The organism is Marivita hallyeonensis (assembly GCF_900129875.1).
In the GTDB taxonomy this organism is placed as follows: Bacteria; Pseudomonadota; Alphaproteobacteria; order Rhodobacterales; family Rhodobacteraceae; genus Marivita; species Marivita hallyeonensis.
The window spans coordinates 104,963-126,541 of sequence record NZ_FQXC01000004.1 but is presented as its reverse complement, the minus strand read 5'-3'; the positions used below and the strand labels follow the sequence as shown (position 1 = coordinate 126,541).

General features: G+C 57.7%; 20 protein-coding genes and 1 tRNA gene. 17 read left to right on the top strand and 4 right to left on the bottom strand.

Annotation, left to right across the window (positions count from 1 at the left end):
* Positions 1-15 precede the first annotated feature (15 nt).
* Positions 16-3,504, top strand: coding sequence for a beta strand repeat-containing protein (locus BUA42_RS13470; RefSeq protein ID WP_072778640.1), 3,489 nt, complete (start codon positions 16-18; stop codon positions 3,502-3,504).
* A gap of 156 nt (positions 3,505-3,660) precedes the next feature.
* Here the strand turns inward: BUA42_RS13470 and BUA42_RS13465 are convergent, their stop codons facing one another.
* A complete protein-coding gene (locus tag BUA42_RS13465) occupies positions 3,661-6,357 on the bottom strand; it encodes a Calx-beta domain-containing protein (RefSeq protein ID WP_072778639.1) in 2,697 nt (898 codons plus the stop codon).
* A 212-nt stretch (positions 6,358-6,569) separates the two neighbouring features.
* Between BUA42_RS13465 and BUA42_RS13460 the strand changes: the two genes are divergently transcribed.
* The 6 genes from BUA42_RS13460 to BUA42_RS21330 all read left to right on the top strand — a co-directional run bounded on the left by BUA42_RS13460 (position 6,570) and on the right by BUA42_RS21330 (position 10,130).
* A complete protein-coding gene (locus tag BUA42_RS13460; protein ID WP_072778637.1) occupies positions 6,570-7,694 on the top strand; it encodes a hypothetical protein in 1,125 nt (374 codons plus the stop codon).
* 166 nt (positions 7,695-7,860) lie between these two features.
* The gene (locus BUA42_RS13455) at positions 7,861-8,445 is read left to right on the top strand and encodes a hypothetical protein (RefSeq protein WP_072778635.1); all 585 of its coding nucleotides are present in this window, start codon (positions 7,861-7,863) and stop codon (positions 8,443-8,445) included.
* Between the two features lie 288 nt (positions 8,446-8,733).
* Positions 8,734-8,949, top strand: a complete 216-nt coding sequence (locus BUA42_RS13450) for a helix-turn-helix domain-containing protein (RefSeq protein ID WP_072778633.1) — start codon at positions 8,734-8,736, stop codon at positions 8,947-8,949.
* Positions 8,950-8,956: 7 nt separating this feature from the next.
* A complete protein-coding gene (locus BUA42_RS13445) occupies positions 8,957-9,370 on the top strand; it encodes a helix-turn-helix domain-containing protein (protein ID WP_072778631.1) in 414 nt (137 codons plus the stop codon).
* A gap of 104 nt (positions 9,371-9,474) precedes the next feature.
* Positions 9,475-9,702 (top strand): hypothetical protein, encoded by a 228-nt coding sequence (locus BUA42_RS13440; protein WP_072778630.1) that lies wholly within the window; start codon positions 9,475-9,477, stop codon positions 9,700-9,702.
* Positions 9,703-9,734: 32 nt separating this feature from the next.
* Positions 9,735-10,130, top strand: coding sequence for a tyrosine-type recombinase/integrase (locus BUA42_RS21330; RefSeq protein WP_143152699.1), 396 nt, complete (start codon positions 9,735-9,737; stop codon positions 10,128-10,130).
* A 487-nt stretch (positions 10,131-10,617) separates the two neighbouring features.
* Here BUA42_RS21330 and BUA42_RS13425 read toward each other — a convergent pair.
* A tRNA-Ser gene (locus tag BUA42_RS13425) sits at positions 10,618-10,707 on the bottom strand.
* A gap of 246 nt (positions 10,708-10,953) precedes the next feature.
* On the opposite strand from BUA42_RS13425, the gene BUA42_RS13420 reads away from it, so the two are divergent.
* Positions 10,954-11,634: a hypothetical protein gene (locus tag BUA42_RS13420; RefSeq protein WP_143152698.1), complete on the top strand. Its 681-nt coding sequence runs from the start codon at positions 10,954-10,956 to the stop codon at positions 11,632-11,634.
* Here BUA42_RS13420 and BUA42_RS13415 read toward each other — a convergent pair.
* Entirely contained in the window at positions 11,571-12,377 is an 807-nt protein-coding gene (locus BUA42_RS13415) for a helix-turn-helix domain-containing protein (protein ID WP_072778624.1), read from the bottom strand. The two genes, BUA42_RS13420 and BUA42_RS13415, sit on opposite strands and share 64 nt — an antisense overlap.
* A 246-nt stretch (positions 12,378-12,623) precedes the next feature.
* Here BUA42_RS13415 and BUA42_RS13410 point away from each other — a divergent pair, with 246 nt between their 5' ends.
* The 9 genes from BUA42_RS13410 to BUA42_RS13370 all read left to right on the top strand — a co-directional run bounded on the left by BUA42_RS13410 (position 12,624) and on the right by BUA42_RS13370 (position 20,505).
* Positions 12,624-13,433 (top strand): DUF2059 domain-containing protein, encoded by an 810-nt coding sequence (locus BUA42_RS13410; RefSeq protein ID WP_143152697.1) that lies wholly within the window; start codon positions 12,624-12,626, stop codon positions 13,431-13,433.
* Positions 13,434-13,624: 191 nt separating this feature from the next.
* Entirely contained in the window at positions 13,625-14,305 is a 681-nt protein-coding gene (locus tag BUA42_RS13405) for a 50S ribosomal protein L21 (RefSeq protein WP_072778621.1), read from the top strand.
* Positions 14,306-14,318: 13 nt separating this feature from the next.
* On the top strand, positions 14,319-14,588 hold the full coding sequence (gene rpmA, locus BUA42_RS13400; RefSeq protein ID WP_072778619.1) for a 50S ribosomal protein L27: 270 nt from the start codon (positions 14,319-14,321) through the stop codon (positions 14,586-14,588).
* 103 nt (positions 14,589-14,691) lie between these two features.
* Positions 14,692-15,234 (top strand): GNAT family N-acetyltransferase, encoded by a 543-nt coding sequence (locus BUA42_RS13395; protein WP_072778617.1) that lies wholly within the window; start codon positions 14,692-14,694, stop codon positions 15,232-15,234.
* 39 nt (positions 15,235-15,273) lie between these two features.
* Complete coding sequence (locus tag BUA42_RS13390) at positions 15,274-15,843, top strand: GNAT family N-acetyltransferase (protein WP_218588633.1); 570 nt, start codon at positions 15,274-15,276, stop codon at positions 15,841-15,843.
* Positions 15,840-16,874, top strand: a complete 1,035-nt coding sequence (gene obgE / locus BUA42_RS13385; protein ID WP_072778614.1) for a GTPase ObgE — start codon at positions 15,840-15,842, stop codon at positions 16,872-16,874. Before BUA42_RS13390 ends, obgE begins: the two co-directional genes overlap by 4 nt.
* On the top strand, positions 16,862-17,968 hold the full coding sequence (gene proB / locus BUA42_RS13380) for a glutamate 5-kinase (protein WP_072778613.1): 1,107 nt from the start codon (positions 16,862-16,864) through the stop codon (positions 17,966-17,968). Before obgE ends, proB begins: the two co-directional genes overlap by 13 nt.
* Positions 17,969-18,022: 54 nt before the next feature.
* Positions 18,023-19,288, top strand: coding sequence for a glutamate-5-semialdehyde dehydrogenase (locus BUA42_RS13375; RefSeq protein WP_072778612.1), 1,266 nt, complete (start codon positions 18,023-18,025; stop codon positions 19,286-19,288).
* Between the two features lie 113 nt (positions 19,289-19,401).
* Complete coding sequence (locus tag BUA42_RS13370; RefSeq protein WP_245819016.1) at positions 19,402-20,505, top strand: ABC transporter ATP-binding protein; 1,104 nt, start codon at positions 19,402-19,404, stop codon at positions 20,503-20,505.
* Here the strand turns inward: BUA42_RS13370 and BUA42_RS13365 are convergent.
* Entirely contained in the window at positions 20,502-21,572 is a 1,071-nt protein-coding gene (locus BUA42_RS13365; RefSeq protein WP_072778610.1) for a flagellar motor switch protein FliG, read from the bottom strand. The two genes, BUA42_RS13370 and BUA42_RS13365, sit on opposite strands and share 4 nt — an antisense overlap.
* Between the last annotated feature and the right edge of the window lie 7 nt (positions 21,573-21,579).

The following is a 21,579-nucleotide window of genomic DNA, read 5'->3' as shown; positions in this document are numbered from 1 at the left end:
CAATGTAAGTCCATTTTGTATTGGGAAGGGGAATTTATAGCAAACCTTGGATCATCAAACGACAATATCAACATTGACGGCTCCATTACCGAATTCACGGATTTTGGCGGCACCGACACCTACACAATCCTGCCTACGTTGAGCGGTGACGTGACGATCACAGATGTTCAGAAAAGTCGAATACTATTGCCTGAAGGCATGAGCATCACGGATGCTTGGTTTCTTTCCGATGGCGTTCAATTTGAGGTCAATGGTTTCGTCGTGACCTTCATCGGCACCCCGCAGCTGTCTCAATTTGTCTTCGGCGGAACACCGCTTGATGCCAATGCAGGAACCGCTCTGAATTTCGACGACACAGCGGCTGCTTTTGGGACAAGTGTGCCTGCGCAGGGAGAGCCGCCTAATGAAGCAACTCAAACGGGGGAAATCAACGCCGATGGGTCGGTCGGCGAAGTAGGGTTCGACTTGCCCAGCGATCCAGGATTGAACAGTCCAGATGGCATCTTCTTCGAGAATGTTTTCTTCACGACAGATACCGGTACCAGTAGCGACACTCCACAAGGCTTGCTGGAATTGGAAACAAACGGCGATATTTTTGCGGCAACGGGAACGCCCTCCAGTTTTGTTGTGAAGAACGCTGAACTGACGGTTGGCGATGACTTCCAGATCAGTGACGGAGATAGCGTCTTTTCGCTTACAGGTCCTTCGACTTTGGTAACTCTTCCCGGTACGGAGTTCAGTGGAAGCTCACAGCTAAGGGTTTCAACAAGTGATGGACGTTCGACCACGGGAACATTTTTTATCAACGACGGAGCCCAAGTAATAGTTGACCACTTTGACCCTGACTCACGTGGGTCCATCGAAATTGCCCGTAACTCAGGCCCGGAAATCGAAAACGACGTGTTGCTCCCCGGGGGCCAAAGCGTTGTGGGGAATTTGGTGATCGAAGGGGCGCAGACCACGGTATCGGTCATAAATTCCGGTGGTGGTGAACGAGGGTCTCTAACAATAGCAAACATCAGCAGTGGCGAAGACGGCGTTACCGACACAACACAGAACCGAACCGCTGATGGCTTGGTGATCATCCGGGATGGCGCCGAAGTCAACGTGCGCAACTTTGTGAGCATTGCGGACGCCGACAACGTGGCTGGTGCTGTCGCAAACGGCACTTTGATTGTCGAAGGTAACGGTACGTTGTTCACAGCCGGCCTGGCGACAAACGAAGGTCGGTCTGGCGGGATCAATGTAGCCGAAGAAGGCGGCAATGGTGAACTCATTTTGCGGGATGGTGCTGAAATGCGTCTTTTCGCAGGTGATGAATTCGGCGCTTTTCTCGACCTATCGAGCGGAAGCGACGAGAATGGCACAGCTACCGCTCTCTTCACTGGTGTTGGCACGTCGCTCTTGGTCGAAGAGGGCGGTATTTTTGTGGGCCATAGGTCTGGTCAGGCCGAGTTCACTGTGTCTGACGGTGCTACTGTTTTCGCGGGAGACATAATCGCGGCGGAAGATGGGACTGCATCCATAACGATCGAGGGCGCTGGCACCAACGTTACTCTCGGCGGCGAGAGTGGTGTTGGCAGAGATGGTTTTTTGCGCATCGCAGAGGACGGCGGCACGGGCTCTTTGGTGCTCCGCGATGGTGCTCAACTTGACCTGCTTTCCGGCGAAGAGTTCGGCGCGGGTATCCAATTGTCAGGCCGCAGCGATCGTATAGGCGGCACGGCAACTTTCGATGTCACAGGGTCTGGTACTGAACTGCTGGTTGAGGATGGCTATATCGAAGTTGGCCGAAACGTTGGGACCGCGACACTCACTGTTTCCAACGGTGCCAGCGTAACGGCAGAAGGCATCAACACTGCGATCAACAGTACCGGTACTACAACGATCACCGGGCAAGGTACGATTGTGACGCTATCCTATGGCGAGCAAGGCGGCATGGGCATCGCGGAAATTCGTGGGCAGGACGTCGTGGGCGACGGTGACCCGGTGGCTGAAGGCACAGTGACCATTTCCGATGGCGCAAGCGTCAGCCTGAGACAGTCAATTATAATCGGTGACGCCAACAACGTGGAAGGTGCGACGGCTGACGGTACTCTGATTGTCGAGGGACTTGGGACGATGGTGACGCTTGGAAGCGCCTCCGGAGTCGGCGACAATGGTTTCATGCGTGTTGCGGAAGAGGGAGGAACTGGCTCTTTCATCCTTCGCGACGGCGCTCAGATACATCTTCTTGCAGGTGAAGAGTTCGGCGGCGGTATGCAGTTGTCCGGTGGAAGTGATCGTGATGGTGGGACAGCAAGTGCGGAGATTACCGGCGAAGGAACACTCCTCGTTGCAGGCAAAGGCTCCATCGAAGTTGGTCGAAACGTAGGCTCGTCCACTTTCACAGTGTCCGACGGCGCGGATGTTGAAGCTAATTTCTTTTCCTCTGGCAGAGATGGTATGGCAGCCACTGTCTTCGAAGGAGAAGGCACTACGCTGAGCTTGGCAGGTTCCACAGTCAGCAATGAGTTCGGAGCCTTTCTGGATGTGGCTCGCAACGCAGAAGGCAGCATCTTGGTGGGTGACGGAGCCGACATTACGATCACTGGCGACGGAGGCGATTTTCCCGGGTTTCAAGTAGGACGAAACGATGGAGGTGTCGGCACGCTCACCGTCACTGGCGCGGGGTCGACAATTTCCATTGACGGCGCCGACAACATCGACATCGACGGTGGTGAGACAGGGTTTATCCGTGCGGGTGCCGAAGCCGGGTCAAGCGGCACAATCAATGTGCTCGATGGCGGGATCATTACCAATGATCCTGATGGAATTTTCATCTTGGCAGAGAATGATGGTTCCGAAGGTATCTTGAATGTCGATGGCTCAGGCAGCGTCTTTGACTTCGGTGCAGATGCATCCTTATCCGAAGATTCACCTGGAGCGCGCGGCAATGCGATTGTCACCGTCAGCAACGGCGGTACCCTCGAAGGCGATGAGATCGTCAATAATGGCATTTTGGACGTGACCAGTGGCGGCCAACTGAACGCTGATGTCATTCAGGATAACATCCTGCGCAGTTCATCCGGAATAGAAGACCTGACGATCAATGGCGACTTAACTGTGAACACCGGTGGGTTTGGCTTTGACTTTCTGGTTAGCGGTGGCGTCTTGATTGAACATGATACCTACTCCGCGTCGGGCGACGTGGTGCTTGATGGCATTTTATATGTTCTTGCATCCAGCATTACTAATCTCGACGGCTTTACTGCTGATCTGGTCACAGGAAGCAGCATAACGGTCAATAGCGGTTTCTCGGTTCAGCTTGTGGAATTCGACGCCAACTCGCTGACTGAGGTGGACTCCGCAGCTTTGACTGCGGCTGCAAGTAATTCAATAGAGTTGGGTTTTGCGACTGATGGCACGACGCTGACCGTAGACTTTTCGGGAGCTGGTAGCCTTAACTCGGCTACTCAAATCGTTGGTTCAAGCCTAGCTCCCGTGCAAGAGGCGATTTTCTGACCCAAAAGAAAAACCGCTCCGGGATTTCCGGGGCGGTTTGAATGCTTTCGACAAACTAGCATTTAATATTATTGACGCACCTTTTTCCCAAATCACATCTTCGCACTTTCTTCGCTCGTTCCAGAATAAAGTACGAAAAGGCTCCTCTCTTTTCACTTAAACCATTGAAAATTCACTGCCAGGCCCAGTGTCCTGTATCCCTAGAAGCATGGCGGACGAAGCGGTCACTCCGATCGTGCCGTCGATCTGCACCGATCCGGTCACCGTTGCCTCGTTCGGCGCGCCACCGAGAGACGGAACGGTTGTCCCGAAGGCGCTCGCGGTTTGCGTAAAGGTCAAGGCCGTGCCAGCATTCGGGTCTAGCGGCGTCCCTCCGAAAATGAAGTCAAAGCTCGCCGGGTTCCCCAACAACGTCACCGTGTTACCGTTGATCGTAAACTGGGCCCCATCAGCAAGAAAGAGCGCCGATGTGACTACGATCCCTTCAGGAAGGTTGATAGTACTCGTATTATTGTCGGTTATTGTAACGTCCGCCCCGAGCGAACTCAGGAACGTGTAGGTGTCCTGACCGCCAAAATCGATGAATACGTTTATCAAACCATCAACGTTTATGTTGGAGTCCGCGCCATCGAGGTTACTGGAAACCGGGTCAGTTGGCGGTTCGGGTTCTGGCTCCGGTTCCGGTTCTGGCTCTGGCTCTGGAAAAGGTTCGCCTGAAAAAGCTGGCCCATCCAAGATCAGTATCTCACCGTTGTCGATTGATCCAACGAATGGCGTGCCTGATGCAGGGACGAGAGCCAACTCAAGTGTTTCATTGCCTTCAGATGTGGCTTCATCTCCCAGAACACGCACATCTAATGCTGCTGTGGTGGCCCCAGGTGCGAACGTGAGCGTGTTATCCAGAAGTTGGATGTCTTGGCCGACGGTTGCAGAGCCCGACAGGAGTGTGGCGTCAAAGACGAGTTCGGTTGACGATGCTTGCGACAGATGGACCAAGACACTGTAGTCCGTAAACTCTGAGCCCGTTTCGCGTACGATGGTGGGCTGGATTGCACCTGCGATATTCGGTCCAACACCGTCATCGTCTAGAATGAAGCCGGTGGCAAACGCCTGAGAGTTGGCGAATGGAAATACGGCATTGACCGCATTTTCTAAGCGAAGAAAGACACTTTCGTCGCGCTCATCTAATGTGTCTGACCCAGCTTCAACAAAAATGGAACGAGTTGTCTCACCGGGTGCAAACGTAAGGGTTCCATTCGACAACCCGTCATCGAAGTCAGAAGAGTTCGCCGAGCCTTCGATGACCTGATAATCAATCGATATCGCCTCCGAACTTGCCTCCGACAACGTGACTGTGAAGCGGAGGAAGTCAAAGCGGGCTTCAGTTACAACATCACCTTCCACACTGATCTCGGGAAGGGGGCTGGTGTCGGTATCGAGGATAAGTGCTTCGCCAACCGCGCCATCCGTACCTATGACAGGCGAAGCAGGTGGCGTGACCACCAAAGCAAATCGCTCATCGGCCTCGCCAATCGTATCGTTGAGGACTGGGACAGATACGGACGCCACCTCCTGACCGGCTGCAAAGCTTAGCGTCCCACTGGTTGCGATGTAGTCCGCGCCGGCTTTCGCAGAAATATCGGCCGTTTCATACGTGAACGTAAACCCGGTCGGCGCAGGTTGCGAAAGTCGCACTTCAAAGACAGCCTCACTTTGTCCACTGTCGCCCTCAACGAGAACAGGATCGGAGACAAAAACTGCGAGATTTGAACCAACGCCGTCATTGTCCAAAATAACTCCAGTGCTCCTGAGTACAGGTGCTCCCCCTGCGAAAACAGCATTCGACGTCGGATTGAATAATTCAAGCGTGATATTCTCGTCCAACTCGTCAAGCGTGTCGCTTCCAGCTTCGAGGAAGATCGACAGCGATGTCTCGCCCGGTGCAAAGGTCAAGGTGCCATTATAGTCAGCGCTGGTAAGCGAGTCGTCCAAGTCAAAATCAAGCGCTGTGTCGCGCAAGGTGCGATATGAGACTGATATCGCGTCAAGTGCAGGCTCCGACAACGTGACTGTGAAGCGGAGGAAGTCAAAGCGGGCTTCAGTTACAACATCACCTTCCACACTGATCTCGGGAAGGGGGCTGGTGTCGGTATCGAGGATAAGTGCTTCGCCAACCGCGCCATCCGTACCTATGACAGGCGAAGCAGGTGGCGTGACCACCAAAGCAAATCGCTCATCGGCCTCGCCAATCGTATCGTTGAGGACTGGGACAGATACAGACGCCACCTCCTGACCGGCTGCAAAGCTTAGCGTCCCACTGGTTGCGATGTAGTCCGCGCCGGCTTTCGCAGAAATATCGGCCGTTTCATACGTGAACGTAAACCCGGTCGGCGCAGGTTGCGAAAGTCGCACTTCAAAGACAGCCTCACTTTGTCCACTGTCGCCCTCAACGAGAACAGGATCGGAGACAAAAACTGCGAGATTTGAACCAACGCCGTCATTGTCCAAAATAACTCCAGTGCTCCTGAGTACAGGTGCTCCCCCTGCGAAAACAGCATTCGACGTCGGATTGAATAATTCAAGCGTGATATTCTCGTCCAACTCGTCAAGCGTGTCGCTTCCAGCTTCGAGGAAGATCGACAGCGATGTCTCGCCCGGTGCAAAGGTCAAGGTGCCATTATAGTCAGCGCTGGTAAGCGAGTCGTCCAAGTCAAAATCAAGCGCTGTGTCGCGCAAGGTGCGATATGAGACTGATATCGCGTCAAGTGCAGGCTCCGACAACGTGACTGTGAATTCAATAAAGTTAAATCTGTCCTCAGCTACGCTGCCACCGACAATTGATATATCTGGCAAGATTCACCTCTTGTATCTGATTAATAACCTTTGAGAGTTGCGAAAAACGCGGCTCTTACTGATGAATAGGGCCCACAGTTTTTGCGATTCGTAAACCGCTTAGTTCCTTTCATCTTCGCAGCTTGCGCAAACATCGCTACCACTAAAATTTAAGTTGGCCGTCAAGCCAAATTCAACGACGGCGACGAACACAATCAACTTGAACGAAACAAGTGGAAACCACATATTTTCAATTATTCATCTCAAGCGGCACAGATGTGACATCTTTCAGCGGATTTCTCCGCAAATCACCGACTGCTCGGCGTCTGAACATTCTAGAATGCCGGTGCATTCAAGCGCCTGATGATTTTGATTGGAACAGCGAGGGGCGTGGCACCAAGTTTGTTCGAGCGATTGAAGAATTGCTAAGAGGCCTCCCCGATCGGAAACAGGACGAATTGAAAGCCGATTTAGACCTCTTTGCCAGCATCGCGGACGAAAATGGCCTCCTCGCAGTGGAGCAAATATGCGCAGGACAAGGCGTCGATCTTGAGGGGCTTGAGAGCGTTCAGCATACTTTGCTGATGCTTGCTATCCATTTCCCGCAGATCATCGACCGTATCGCAGCGCAAACTTCCCTCATGCGACGTACTGGCGGAAGGGGTTGGGCAGCGTTCCAGTTTGATGTTGATGGCCACCCATGGAAGCTGGAGGATGAACACGCGCGTCGTGCTTTTCTAAACGACGTTCTAGGCATTCTGGACGTCCCGGATCATCGCAGAAGCGAAGCAGATTGGTACGAGTCTATCCGCGTCGACCCAATCACAGGTGAAAAAGCAGCATTGTTGCACGCGACCATCTACGTTGAGGAAAAAGCCGCCAGCGAATTGGCGTTTGGCGAAGCTGAGACGTTGGAACGTCAACTCGTCCAGAAAGTGCTGGAAGTCGGTTTCGCCTGCGATTTGAAATCCCGGATCGTAGAGATATCGGCCAGTGGCGGGAAAAAGTTTTTGGACGAATACGCTTTGTCTTTCGCCAACAACTTTGCGCCGCACTCAGCCGCCCCGGTCAAAACACCAAGACGCGAGGTGTTACTTGATACGCTTCGCAAGTTGCCCGAGTTTGAGACTGCGTTCGCTGACGGGATTGAGCGCGTCGAAGTGTCGTCACTGGATTTCTTCTCATCCTGCCAAGCTTTCACCCGCATCGAGAAGCGGGGCGATGACGAAACTCTCTACGATTTTCTCGATCGAAGGTTTGGGGCTTGTTCACCACTTCGGGCAGGCGGATGGCAAATCTACGGTGCCACGCTGCGAATATTTCTCAAAGCAAGAGATGGAAACGCGGTCGTACGCTGACGGTAACTCTGTGCTTACCGAACACCACTACTCTACCGAACAAAACGGAGGCGGATCGCCATTTTGTCTTCAACCTTTTGGAGCGCTGGAAACTGTTGGCTCCGCCACTTCCGGACGTGGATGTCGTTGAGGCGGTGAATTGAACCCCGTTGATTTGCTGAGCGAAATGATCGCTCTTGAAGCTGCGGCGCCAACCCACTCGTTGCGCCATCGCCAAGGTTACAACGACCTTTTGGGGTTCGGCTTCTTCAGGGAAACCGGGGCTATTTCCGCCGTTGTGTGCGCCGAGTGCAGCGATCCTCACACCGCCCAAATTAAATTTGAAGATAGCACTTACGGCTATTATTGCCCTGAGCTTTGCTTCGTCGAACTCGCGCGAGAGCGAATGAATACGGTGACGCCCAACCTCCCATTCTTGATCGGCCAACTAGCTGATGCTTTCGACTGCAAACGTCGTAAGGCAACGCCCGTGTATGGTGAGACCTGGCGGATTGGGTCAGTATCAACCGATCAAGGCGACATCGTGCTCTGTTTTCTGCCTCGCTTGTCCGACGAGGACGATGCCCGACAACTCGCAGATGCGCTTTCAAGAGAAGTGCATGCACCGTCACGTTTGGTCGTGTCCGCAGAAGGCCAATTGCCGATCTCCATAGCCATGACGGTCACGCTGAACGAACTGGTGGAAATGTCACCGAGAAACGGTTGCCTCATTCCTCAATTTGATCTCTGCACACTGGGTGATGTGCCCTAAGGCAAAAAGTCCGGCGCGCCCAATAGATACGGCAAACTGCTCATTGGCATCATTCAATCACGGATTGACTCCAGCGAAGCCCTGACCGGGCGCAACGAAGAAGTGAAGGCCGTTCTTTCGATTTTCCAAAGAGAATACCCGGGTCTTAAGTTGCCGTCGCTTTCACGCGTGCAAGACTACGTCAGCAAGGTCAGGGCTGGTCAATAACTGGTCAATTATCCACCGGCTTTTTCTGCCCAACCAGCGTTCGCCACCGTTCCCATACACCCAAGCAAAGGAGTATGGGCCATGACGGACGCAACGGACATCATCAATCACCCAGCGCAAATCCTTGCGGTGTCGCCGAACGAAGCCGCGCGCCTGTGCGGCATAGGGCGCACGTCTCTCTATGCGGCGCTGTCGTCGGGCGAGTTGAAAAGCGTCAAAATCGGGACGCGACGCCTGATCACAATTGGTGCCTTGCGCGATTGGTTGAAGCGCAACGAGTCCCCTGCGGGCGAGTGAGGTTCGCATGCCAAAGCAAGCCCGCCTGAGCGGGATCAAGTCGTTCTATTGCAACACCATCGGAGAGGCGTCGGAGGTTGCCGGCGTCTCTCTCCGCACAATCCGCAACTGGGCGTCAGACGGGCTGCATGTCATGAATGGCACGCGACCTGCGTTGATCCGGGGCGACGACCTGCGCGACTACATCAAGTCGAAGCGGAAAAGCCTCTCCGTAAGAACGCGGATCGACGCTTTCTACTGTGTGAAGTGCCGGAAGGAACGGCGCGCAGCCGAAGGCTTTGTAGACTGTGAAGTCAAACAGGGGCGGGCCAAGTTAACGGCCTTCTGTGAGACCTACGAAACAGTTGTATCGAAGCCGGTTGCCGAGAGTCTTATCCCTGAAATTGCCCGGACCCTCGATCTCAAAATCACGCTGCTATAGCGAACATTAAGGTGGTGGACAGTGCTCCCCCTTGTTTTTCCACTTCCCGACATGCCCTTTCGGCACCTGATTTCCTTGCTTTTTATGCCTAAAAGGAGGCTCCCGTGACCAAACGTCCGAACGAGAAAAACGAACGCCTCAAGCGCCGGTTCGTGGACTATCGCAAGCACGCACGTCAGCTTTCCGACAAGTCTCTCGACAGGGAGCTTGCCGCGCTTGAACGCTTTGATATCTGGAACGGGCGCAAGGATTTTGCGAGGTTCCACATCGAATGGGCCATGGGCTTCCGAGCCGAGCTCAATAAGCCAGGATTGCAACCGGCAAGCCTTTGAGCAAGTCTACCACGCGCGCGATCCTTGCAACCTTGCGCGAGTTCACGCTCTGGCTTTCTCAGCAAGATGGGTTTCGCAGTCGTATCCGAGCGTCAGATGCAGACTACTTCAAACTTTCACGACGCGACGAAGCCGAAGCTCGCACTGCTCCGTCGCGCCCAGCGCCGAGCATCAAACAAGCGAAACGCGCCCTTGAGAGTATGCCTATGACAACCGTACGCGAGATGCGCGACAAGGCGGTCTTTGCTCTTCTGTGCCTGACTGGCATTCGGGTTGGGGCTCTAGTCACCTTGCGCATCAAACGCATCGATCTGGACGAGAAATCCGTAACCCAAAACCCACGCGAAGTGGCAACCAAGTTTGGCAAGAGCATCGACACCTTCTTCGCCGGAGGTTTCCCAGAGGCCGAAGAAGCATTGCGCGCATAGTTAACCTACCTCGGCGACAAAGCGTTCTACGGCCCGGACGACCCGCTGTTTCCTGCAACGGCTGTTGCGCCTAAGTCCAATACCGGCTTCATCGTCGAGGGCTTTGAACGCCGTCCTTGGAAAAGCACCGAGCCTGTGCGCAAAATTGTCAACGTCGCGTTTGAGAATGCAAGTCTTCCGGCGTTCGGTCCTCACGCCTTCCCTCACATGCTCGCCCGTCACGCAGCCAAAACTTGCACCTCTGTGGCTGAAATCGTTGCGACGTCCCAGAACCTTGGCCATACGGACGTATTAACCACTTTGCGCAGCTATGGTCAGCTCAGCCGCGAACGGCAGCGAGAATTGATTACCGGCGAGTCGGTTAACGATGTTCTCGATAGCTAGCGGCGCATTTTGGAAGAAAGCGCCGGACGTGGGAACAAGTGTGGGAACACATTAGTTTGCGGTCGAGATACTTACTAATTTAAAGAACTTTAAAGTGGTTATATGGCGGAGAGACAGGGATTCGAACCCTGGGTGGGCTTGCACCCACAACGGTTTTCGAGACCGCCCCGTTCGACCACTCCGGCACCTCTCCACGGTTGGCGTCACTAGAGTTTTCCTAAGCCGACTGCAAGCCCTGTTTCACTCATTTTGGTGCATTCCGGCGGGCGGTGAAGCGGGGCGCTGCATCCGGGGTCGGAGCAACGGCACAGGAAAGCACCGATTGAAAAGCAGTTGACGGCCCGAGGGTTGGTTAACCGGCATGAATGAGTTGCACTCGTCAGGCTGTTAACAACCATAGGTGGATTCTACCATGACCCCCATAGCCAATCTTGATGTGATGACCCTTTTCAGTATGTGCCAAGCCGGTCTTGCAGAGCGCGGGATCAGCATCGACGAGACGTCTGACTTCGGTGCCGCCGAAGCGCGGATGACCGCGATCGGGAAGACGTCGTTCACACCGATGTTGTCGTCCGAGTTCAACGATCTATCGAAAGACCGCGCCGTGTGGCTGATATTGCAACGGGACGGCACCGATATCGGTGGCGTTGCCGCGCGGCTGGATACGCTCTGGACGGAAAGGCTGACCGAGTTCTGGGCGCGCAGCTACCGGCGTTTGTATGACGGCTCGGGCGTTTTGGACGGATCACGGAACTGCGACGAGATCACCGGGGACGTGGTGTATATGGGGGAGTTCTTCATCGCCAAATCCGCCCGCGGGTCGCGCAACCTGTTGTCTCTTTATACGCATCTGCTGTTCGCCTATTGCGCCCTGCGTTGGCAGCCGGATTGGCTTTACGCCTTTGTCCGCGCCGACGATGTTCGTCTGGGCTATGCCTCCGAGTACGGATTCACCCGTCAATATCCCGGCGCGCATACCTGGAAGACGCGTCCCGCCGGAAGGGCAGAGGGTGAATACCTTGTCGCCCTGCCGTCCGAGGATTTGGCGCGCATGGCTCAGTTCTTCAGAATGCGGCCTTCCTGCCTCCTGGGCGTGGATTCGCTCAAGAGCGTCGAGTAGTTCAACACGTAGGGCTGGCCGCTGATATCGGTGACCGGAAGCATGAGGCGCACGAAGCTGACTTCGATCGGATCACCAAGCTCGGGCAGCTCGACCACACGGGTCTGTGGGGAGATCATCCCCACGCCCGAATGGCTGACCGTCCGGATATGCGTATTGAGCTCATCGAGATCCGTTTTGTTCAGTGTCGCAAGAAACTGTTCGAGACGTGCGCTCTGCTGCGATCTAAGGGTCGTGGCGGACAATCCCATGGCACCCATGTGCTGGACACCGGGAACGCCGCCGCTGCTATTCGCCTCGACAAGGTCGAAATGCGGTGACAGTTGATCGCACTGAACAAGACTGCCGCCGGTTTCCTTCCACCACGCGATGATCGAATCCATGGTCGGTCGGTCGCCAAAGCGCTCTAGCGTCTTTTCGGTCGCCTTGAAGATGGCGGTCATCAACTGTGCAGCCCGCGCGTCCACGTCCTGCAGGGGAAGCACCTCCAACTTCTGCGACAGGTGCTCTTTCGGATCACGCAGCAGCGTCTCCACCGGCACGCGCAGCGCGTCTGCCAGACGCATGGGCACGGCCATGTTCGGCAAAGACGTGCTGTTCAGGATGGCGTTCACCTGACCCTTGTCGTCGAACCCGGCGCGCTCTGACAGTTCCACGTCCGTCAGGCCGTGTTTCACCAGCATGAGCTCGATATTGGTTTTGAAGTTCTTCAGAATTGCGTCGTCGGAATGGACCGTACTCATGGTGCGTCTCGGTCTGATTGGCGTATATGCACAGGATGGCGAAAGCTTAGTCAGACCCGTCATGCGTGTATAGACAAATCGACATTGCCCATGTCCCGTCTGCTTGGTCGCCGATACGGGTCTTCACGTCGCAATGTCATCTGACGGCATGACATTGCGATCACGGTGGAGTGGGTTGGCATTGCATGACATGCGCCATAGGTATGACAGAGGCAAGAAAGACGGGGTGAGACCATGATGCGCAAAATGTTCGCGACAGCAGTGACCGGGGTGGTTCTGGCCTCTTGGACCGCACCCGCCCATGCCGACGATGTCGATGATTTGCTGAATGCGCTTGGTGTGCCGCAAATTGTTGAGATCATGCAGGCCGAGGGTATCGAATACGGCGACACGCTCGCCGCTGACATGGTGCCAGGTGGTGCAACCGACAGCTGGAAGGCAACGATCGAGCGGATTTACGACGAGGCGCGGATGCTCGAGACCGTGCGCGGCGTGTTCTCGCAGGAATTCGGCGACGCGGATACCTCCCAACTTCTGGAGTTCTTCACCTCGGACACCGGACAACAAGTGATCGATCTGGAACTCAGCGCCCGGACCGCGATGCGGGAGCAAGAGATCGAAGACGCCGCGCGTGCAGCGTTCCGGGATCTTGAGGGAACGGAGTCAGAGACGCTGGCGACAATCACGGATTTCGTCGACACCAATGACCTTGTCGAGGCCAATCTCGTGGGGGCGATGAACGCCAACTACCAGTTCTACCTCGGCATGGTGGATGGAGGCGCACTCGAGATGTCCGAGGCGGACATTCTGACAGAAGTCTGGTCGTCCGAGGAAGAAACGCGCATCGACACGCGCGAGTGGGTGTATGCATTTCTGCTGATGGCGTACCGGCCGCTCGAACACGGCGTGGTCGAGGAATACACGGCTCTGTCGAAAACCGAACCGGGCCGGGCTTTGAATCGTGCGCTGTTCGCAGGGTTCAACAAGATGTACGATGACATCTCTTACGCGCTTGGCATTGCGGTTGCGCGCCAGATGCAGGTGCAAGAGCTTTAGGGCGCAAAGCCCGTTGACAAATGCGGTGCGACCCAGCATAAGCCGCGACACGCAAAGACGGGGCTTCGGTCCCGCCTTTTGTTTTTTGAGACAACTTCGCCCCGAAAAGGGCGCGCTGTTCGAGGCGGGGCTTACCCCCGAAACGCCGGGCGACCGGGGCCACAGGACGCGGGTAACAAAGGAAGACCACCATGTTCGCGGTGATGAAAACCGGCGGCAAGCAGTACAAGGTCCAATCGGGCGACACACTGCGCGTCGAAAAGCTGGCAGCCGATGCAGGCGAAACAGTCCAGTTCAATGAAATTCTGATGCTTGGCGGTGATAAGCCTGTTGTCGGGTCCCCTCTGGTTGACGGCGCCGCCGTTCAGGCCGAGGTCGTTGACCAGATCAAAGGCAAGAAGGTCATCAACTTCGTCAAGCGTCGCCGGAAGCACAGCTCCAAGCGCACCGTTGGCCATCGCCAGCAACTGACGCTTCTGCGTGTGACCGACATCCTCGCTTCTGACGCCGACAAGTCCGGCGTGAAAGCGGCGATCGGCGCGGGCTCCGTGTCCGGTGCGGCGGTTGCCGCTGCGGCTCCGAAGAAGGCCGCACCGAAGAAAGAGGCTGCACCCAAGGCGGACGCGGCCCCGAAAGCAGAAAAGAAAGCCGAAGCACCGAAAGCGGCGGCTGGCGCAGACGATCTCAAGCAACTCTCCGGCGTCGGCCCGGCGCTCGAGAAAAAGCTGCACGAAGCTGGTATCACCACCTTCGCCCAGATCGCTGCATGGACCGAGGCAGACGTCGAGGAATTCGGCGAGAAGCTGTCGTTCAAGGGCCGGATCGAGCGTGAAGGCTGGATCGAACAGGCCAAAGAACTGGCATCGAAGTAAGGAGACCTGACCAATGGCACATAAAAAAGCAGGCGGTTCATCCCGCAACGGTCGCGACTCTGCCGGACGCCGTCTTGGCGTCAAACTCTACGGTGGCCAGTCCGCGATCCCAGGAAACATCATCGTGCGTCAGCGCGGCACCAAGTTCTGGCCGGGCGAAGGCGTGGGCATGGGCAAGGATCACACGATCTTCGCGACCATCGACGGTAACGTGACCTTCCACAAAGGTCTCAAGGGCCGCACGTTTATTTCTGTCATGCCAGCGGCGGAGGCCGCTGAGTAAGCCGACCTTAAGGTTTTGGACAAAACAAGGGGATCGGCGGAAACGCCGGTCCCTTTTTCGTTGGCTTGGGGGAGCCGATCTATCTGCGAGGAGGAGCGAGCAGATGTCACTGGACACAACGACCGAACCGCAAACCGCGGTGAAAACAGACCGCTTTGATCTGCGCCCGCTGAGGCCATCCGATGTCGGCTTGATCGAACACTACACCGCCGACAAGCGTGTTGCGAACATGACAACCACGATTTCGCATCCCTTGCCGCCGGGCGCGGCGCAGAGCTTTGTCGATCGCGCACTTGCACCGGACCGGTTGGAAGACGTTTGGGCCATGGATGGCACGGCGGTTGGCGGGCCAGAGGTTATGGGTCTGATTTCGCTCGAACGGATGGACCGCAACCAGTCGGAGATCGGCTATTGGGTCGGGCCACCGTTCTGGAATACCGGCCTTGCCTCCGACGCGGTCGAGGCTTTGGTCACGGCCAATCCGCTTGGCAATGACACGATCTTCGCCAGTGTGTTTCAGGACAACCCGGCGTCGGCCCGTGTCCTGACGCATTGCGGCTTTGAATACATCGGCGACGCGGAAAGCTTCTCTGTCGCGCGAAATGCAACCGTCCAAACCTGGACCTATCTCAAACGAATGAGCTGATCGCGCGGCGGTCAGCTTGGACATATCGAAATGACCGCCATGCTCGAAACAGAACGCTTGATCCTGCGGCAGCTCCGCCCGGACGATGCCGATTGGCTCGCGGCCGAGATCGCTCGGCCCGAGGTCCATCAATGGCTGACATCGCCGCCGCGCCCGTATCGGCTGGAAGACGCCCGGGGTTACATCGACCGCGTGCGCGATTGTCCCGGTTACCGCATGATTGAACGGGACGGGACCCGTTGTGGCGTGGTGTCGATCACGCCCAAGGATGGGGATGGTGCGGCGCACGAGATTGGTTTTTGGCTGTGCCGTGAAGCGTGGGGGCACGGGCTGATGACCGAGGCTGCGGCGGCGATGATCGATTGGCACTTCGACCGGCACACTGTTCTGGCAAGTGGCTGGATGCAGCAAAACGCGGGCTCTGAAAGCGTGCACCGCAAGCTGGGGTTTCAGGAAACCGGGGAAGTGCGGATGATTTACGCGCATTTCCATGGTCGAGATGTCCCTGTTGTGCGGGTCCGGCTTGACCGCCAAAGCTGGGGGGATGTAGATCGCACGGGCCTGCGCTTTGCGCGGTCCACCGACGCCAAGGAAGGCATCACGTCATGAAATTTCTCGATCTCTGCAAGGTCTATATCCGCTCTGGATCGGGGGGGAATGGCTGCATCAGCTTCCGGCGCGAGAAGTATATCGAATTCGGTGGTCCCGATGGCGGCGATGGCGGACGCGGCGGCGATGTGTGGGTCGAAGCGGTGGATGGGCTCAACACGCTCATCGACTTCCGCTACCAGCAGCATTTCTTCGCGGAAAACGGACGGCCAGGAGCCGGCCGCCAGCGCACCGGCGCGGATGGCGACGATATTGTTCTGCGTGTGCCCGTAGGAACGGAGATCCTCGACGAAGACGAAGAGACCGTCATCGCGGATCTCACAGAACTGGGTCAGAGGGTGCTGCTTGCCAAGGGCGGCAACGGCGGCTGGGGCAACCTGCATTTCAAAACCTCCACCAACCAGGCACCGCGCCGCGCCAATCCCGGGCAGGAGGGCGTGGAGCGCACGATCTGGCTGCGGCTGAAACTCATTGCAGACGTCGGGCTCTTGGGTCTGCCCAACGCGGGCAAATCCACCTTCCTCGCCGCAACTTCGAACGCCCGCCCCAAGGTCGCGGACTACCCGTTTACCACCCTGCACCCTAATCTTGGCGTCGTCGGCGTGGATGACGCGGAATTCGTGGTTGCCGACATTCCCGGTCTTATCGAAGGCGCGCATGAGGGGCGGGGGCTGGGCGATCTGTTTCTCGGCCATGTCGAACGCTGTGCGGCGCTTTTGCATCTGATCGACGGCACCTCCGGCACGCTGCTCGAAGACTACCAGACCATCATCGACGAGATCGAAGCCTATGGTGCGGGATTGGCAGACAAACCCCGCGTGACGGTGCTCAACAAGATCGACGCGCTGGACGACGAGGAACGCGCGTTCCTGAAGGAAGAGCTGGAACGCAAAGCGGGGCACGACGTCATGCTCATGTCCGGTGTGTCGGGCGAGGGGCTGACAGAGGTGCTGCGCGCCTTGCGCAAGCACGTGAGAACCACCCGCAAGCGCGAACAGGCCACAGAGGAGCAGGCGCCGTGGCAACCCTGAGCGACGCGCGTCGCCTCGTTGTAAAGATCGGGTCGGCGCTACTGGTCGACAAGTCGAACGGCACTTTGCGCCGTGACTGGCTGACCTCGCTGGCAGAAGACGTGGCGCGGATCAAGGCGCGCGGGACGGATGTGATCCTCGTGTCCTCCGGCTCGATCGCGCTGGGGCGGGGCGTGCTTCGCCTGCCGCACAGCGTGCTGCCGCTTGAACAGTCACAAGCCGCCGCCGCCGTCGGACAAATCCGGCTGGCCCGCGCCTATGAAGAGGCTCTGGCCCCGCATGACCTGACCACAGCACAGGTTCTGGTGACGCTAGAGGACAGCACCGACCGCCGCCGCTACCTGAACAGCCGGGCAACACTGGAGACGCTGATCGGCTTTGGCGTCATCCCCATCGTCAACGAAAACGATACCGTCGCCACCGACGAAATTCGCTACGGCGACAATGACCGCCTCGCAGCGCAGGTCGCCGCTACCGTCGGGGCGGACCAGTTGGTCCTGCTCTCCGATGTGGACGGTTTCTATGACGCCAATCCGCACGAGGTGCCCACCGCCACGCATTTCCCCGTGATCGATGCCATCACACCCGAGATCGAGGCGATGGCGGGCGATGCCGGATCCGGGCTGTCGAAAGGGGGCATGAAGACGAAACTGATGGCCGCCAAAACCGCAACGGCATCGGGCTGTGCGATGGCCATCACCGAAGGATCGCGGCTGCATCCGCTTCAAGCACTGGAAGACGGGGCGCGGGCGACGTGGTTCACGCCTCAGCTTGACCCGCACGCGGCCCGCAAGCGCTGGATTTCGGCCATGAAGCCGCAGGGGACGCTCACCGTGGACGATGGTGCTGCGCGCGCGCTGGCGCGGGGCACGTCGCTTTTGCCGCCTGGGATCACCGCCGTGTCGGGAAGCTTCGGGCGCGGTGAGCCTGTGATGATCCGGGACGGCAAAGGCCGCACGCTTGGGATGGGTCTCAGCCGCTACACCGCGCAAGAAGCGCAGGCGATCAAGGGGCACAACTCCGCCGAGATCGAAGAAATTCTGGGCTACCCGGGCCGCGCCGTGGTAATACACCGCGACGATATGGCGGTCTGAACTTCTTCTTTTTTCAAATATGCCAACGCGACATCCGCCAAGAAGGCCAGCGATATGAAAGACATGACAGACATTCCCGCAATCATGGCCGACATCGGCGCCCGCGCGAAGGCAGCCGCTGCCGAGCTGGCATTCGCAAGCGCGGAGCGGAAACATGCGGCCTTGATCGGCGCGGCAGAGGCGGTTTGGAAAAACCGCGCGGCGATCGTCGAGGCCAACAAGCAGGACCTTGAATACGGGCGCGAGAAGGGGCTGAGCGGTGCCATGATGGACCGGCTCATGCTGAACGAAGACCGCGTGCGCGGCATCGTCGACGGCCTGCGCGCGGTGGCTGAGCAGACCGATCCGGTGGGGGCCGTGATCTCGGAATGGGACCGTCCGAACGGCTTGCACATCAAACGGGTGCGAACGCCCCTCGGCGTGATTGGGGTGATCTACGAATCCCGCCCCAACGTGACCGCCGATGCGGGCGCGCTCTGCCTGAAGGCGGGCAACGCGGTGATCCTGCGGGGCGGGTCCGAAGGCTTCCATTCCTCTACCGCAATCCATGCCTGTCTGATCGAAGGGCTACAGGCCGCCGCGTTGCCCGAAGATGCCATTCAGCTTGTGCCCACCCGCGACCGCGCAGCGGTGAGCGAGCTTCTCACCATGACGGACTACGTCGACGTCATCGTCCCGCGCGGCGGCAAGGGCCTTGTGGGTCTCGTTCAGCGCGAGGCACGGGTGCCGGTCTTCGCGCACCTGGAAGGGATCGTGCACATTTACGTCGACAAGGACGCCGACCCGGTCAAAAGCCTGAACGTCATCCTCAACGCCAAGACCAGACGCACCGGGATTTGCGGTGCGGCGGAATGCCTGCTGATTCACCGCGATGCGGTCGAGACCATCGGGCAGGGCGTGATCCGTGCGCTTCTGGACGCGGGCGTCGAAGTCCGCGCGGACGAAACGCTGCGCGCGATCGAAGGCACCGTTGCCGCCACGGACGACGACTGGGGCTGCGAATACCTCGACACAATCATCGCGGCGAAGGTCGTGGAGGACGTGGACGCCGCAATCGCGCATATTCGCAAATACGGGTCCAATCACACGGATTGCATCCTGACCGAGGACGATGCGACGGCGGATCATTTCTTTGAGCGGCTGGACAGCGCCATTCTGATGCGGAACGCATCCACGCAGTTCGCCGACGGTGGCGAGTTCGGCATGGGGGCCGAGATCGGCATCGCAACGGGCAAGATGCACGCGCGCGGTCCGGTCGGAGCAGAGCAGCTGACAAGCTTCAAATACATCGTCGTCGGCGACGGCACGACGCGGCCATAATCGCGGTTACACCGGTTCCGCGAGCCTTTCTCGGGGCTTGCGAGCCGGGCGTTCGACTGATACCTGACCTCTGATAATCCGACACTTTCACTCGGAAAATACGTGAGGCACCGGTGACCGGCACCCATCCCCGGCTCGAAATACGCAACATCGTGCGCGACTTCGAAGGCAAGCGCGTGGTGAATGACGTGTCGCTGGCGATCGACCCCGGCAAGGTGACCTGTCTGCTCGGTCCCTCGGGCTGTGGGAAATCGACGACGCTGCGCATCATCGCCGGTGTGGACATGCAGACAAGCGGCACGATCCATGTCGACGGTCAGCTTGTGTGCGACACGGTGTTTCGCGTGCCGCCGGAAAAGCGCTCTATCGGTCTGATCTTTCAGGATTTTGCGCTGTTTCCGCATCTCACGGTCGGCGACAATGTGGGGTTCGGTCTCAGCGGATCTCGTCGGGACAGGGCTCCGCGCGTCGGTGAATTGCTGGAACGGGTCGGGCTGTCCCATTACGTCAACGAATACCCGCATCAGTTGTCCGGTGGCGAACAACAGCGTGTGGCGCTGGCCCGCGCGATTGCGCCGCGGCCGTCCATCATGCTGATGGACGAACCGTTTTCCGGTCTCGACAATCGCCTGCGCGACGGAATCCGCGATGAAACGCTGGCGCTTCTGAAAGAAGAGGGCACCTCTGTCCTGCTCGTGACGCACGAACCGGAAGAGGCGATGCGCATGGCCGATGAAATCGCGCTGATGCGCGACGGCAAGATCGTCCAGCGCGGGGCGCCCTACAACATCTACAATGCTCCGGCGGATAAGGCGGCCGTGGCGTTTTTTTCCGACATAAACCTCCTGAGCGGCACCGTGCGCGGCGCATTGACCGACACGCCGTTCGGTCAGTTTCTTGCACCCGGTGTCCCGGATGGAGGCGAGGTCGAGATCGTGTTCCGGCCGCAGCATGTCGGCATCGACTTCGACCGCGACGGGCGGGGCCCAAACCCGACACCTTTGGCGGGCGCTCCGGCACGCGGCACGGTGGAGCGGGCACGCTTCATGGGGTCAGAGAGCCTGGTTGAGTTTCGCATGGATCATGACCAAAGCGTCATTCGCGCCACGGTGCCGAATGTCTTTCTGCCGAAACCCGGAACGGTGATGTGGCTGACCGTACGACGCGACCGCTGCTTCGTGTTTCGCAAGGACAGCGGGTCGGTGATCCGCCCCTAATCATCACCCTCTTCAGGCGAGTTCAAAGTGATCTCGCCGGCCTCTTCCAGAGTTCGAACGGCCAGTACCACAGCGTTCATAGCCGCTTCGACATCTTTCGGTTTGAGTTGCGGCAAATCTTCAGCTGCTTCACGAAGGCCTTCTGCCAACCGTTTGGAAATATTCGACAAGATGAAATCGACCACAGCCTGATCCTGCTCGGTCTCGACGCCTTTGATTATGCGGGCAAGGGTGTCCTGATCCACGTCCCGCGTCAGCTTTGGCGCGTCTATCGGGTTCATCCGCTCCGCGATATGCGCGAAGGTGAAGATGGATTTGCGGACCTCCTCGGCGAAATCCTTGTCCTCTTCATCCAATGCGGTCAGCAATTCGTCCCTCTTGGCCGCGCGCGAGAAGTTCAGAATCGCGCCAACGCGTTCGGACGGTTGTGAGCGGAATGCCTTCGGCGGTTCAGCGTCCAACTGGGTGGCGAGGCTGATGCCGATCCGGTCCACTGCGTCGGGGGTGACGGCGTCGGTCATGGACATGGCATAGGTGATACGCCTTGCCTGTTCGCCGGGCAGGCTACTAAGCAATTCGGCGGCTTTGGTGACGTCGAGCTTTGAGACCAGAACCGCCACGACGTGAATGGATTCGGACCGCACCAGATCCTTCAATCTTGCCTGCGGCAACGCGGCGATCCGCTTCCACGGATCACCGATCTGGCAGACACCGGCTTCCTTTCGCAGGCGTGACGCGGTTTGCGCGCTGATCTTCCCGTCCAGAGCCGACAACGCGTCAGCGATGCCGCCCGGGAAAGAAAGGCCAACCGAATCAAGCTCTTCCGTGAATTCCGAAATGACTGCATTCATTGTGTTGCGATCGATATAGCGCATTTCGCCCAGAAGATGCGTCAGCTGTTCCTGTAGGTCCTCGGGGAGTGAAGACAGCGGTACGTCCGCGCCTTCCTTGAGAATGAACTGGACAACGATGGCCGCCTTGGCGCGCCGGGACAGGTTTTTGACTGGCGCGGGCTGCGGAGTGCCCGCCTTTACCCCCGCAACCTGAGGAAGTTGTGTCACGCCCATGCTCCGT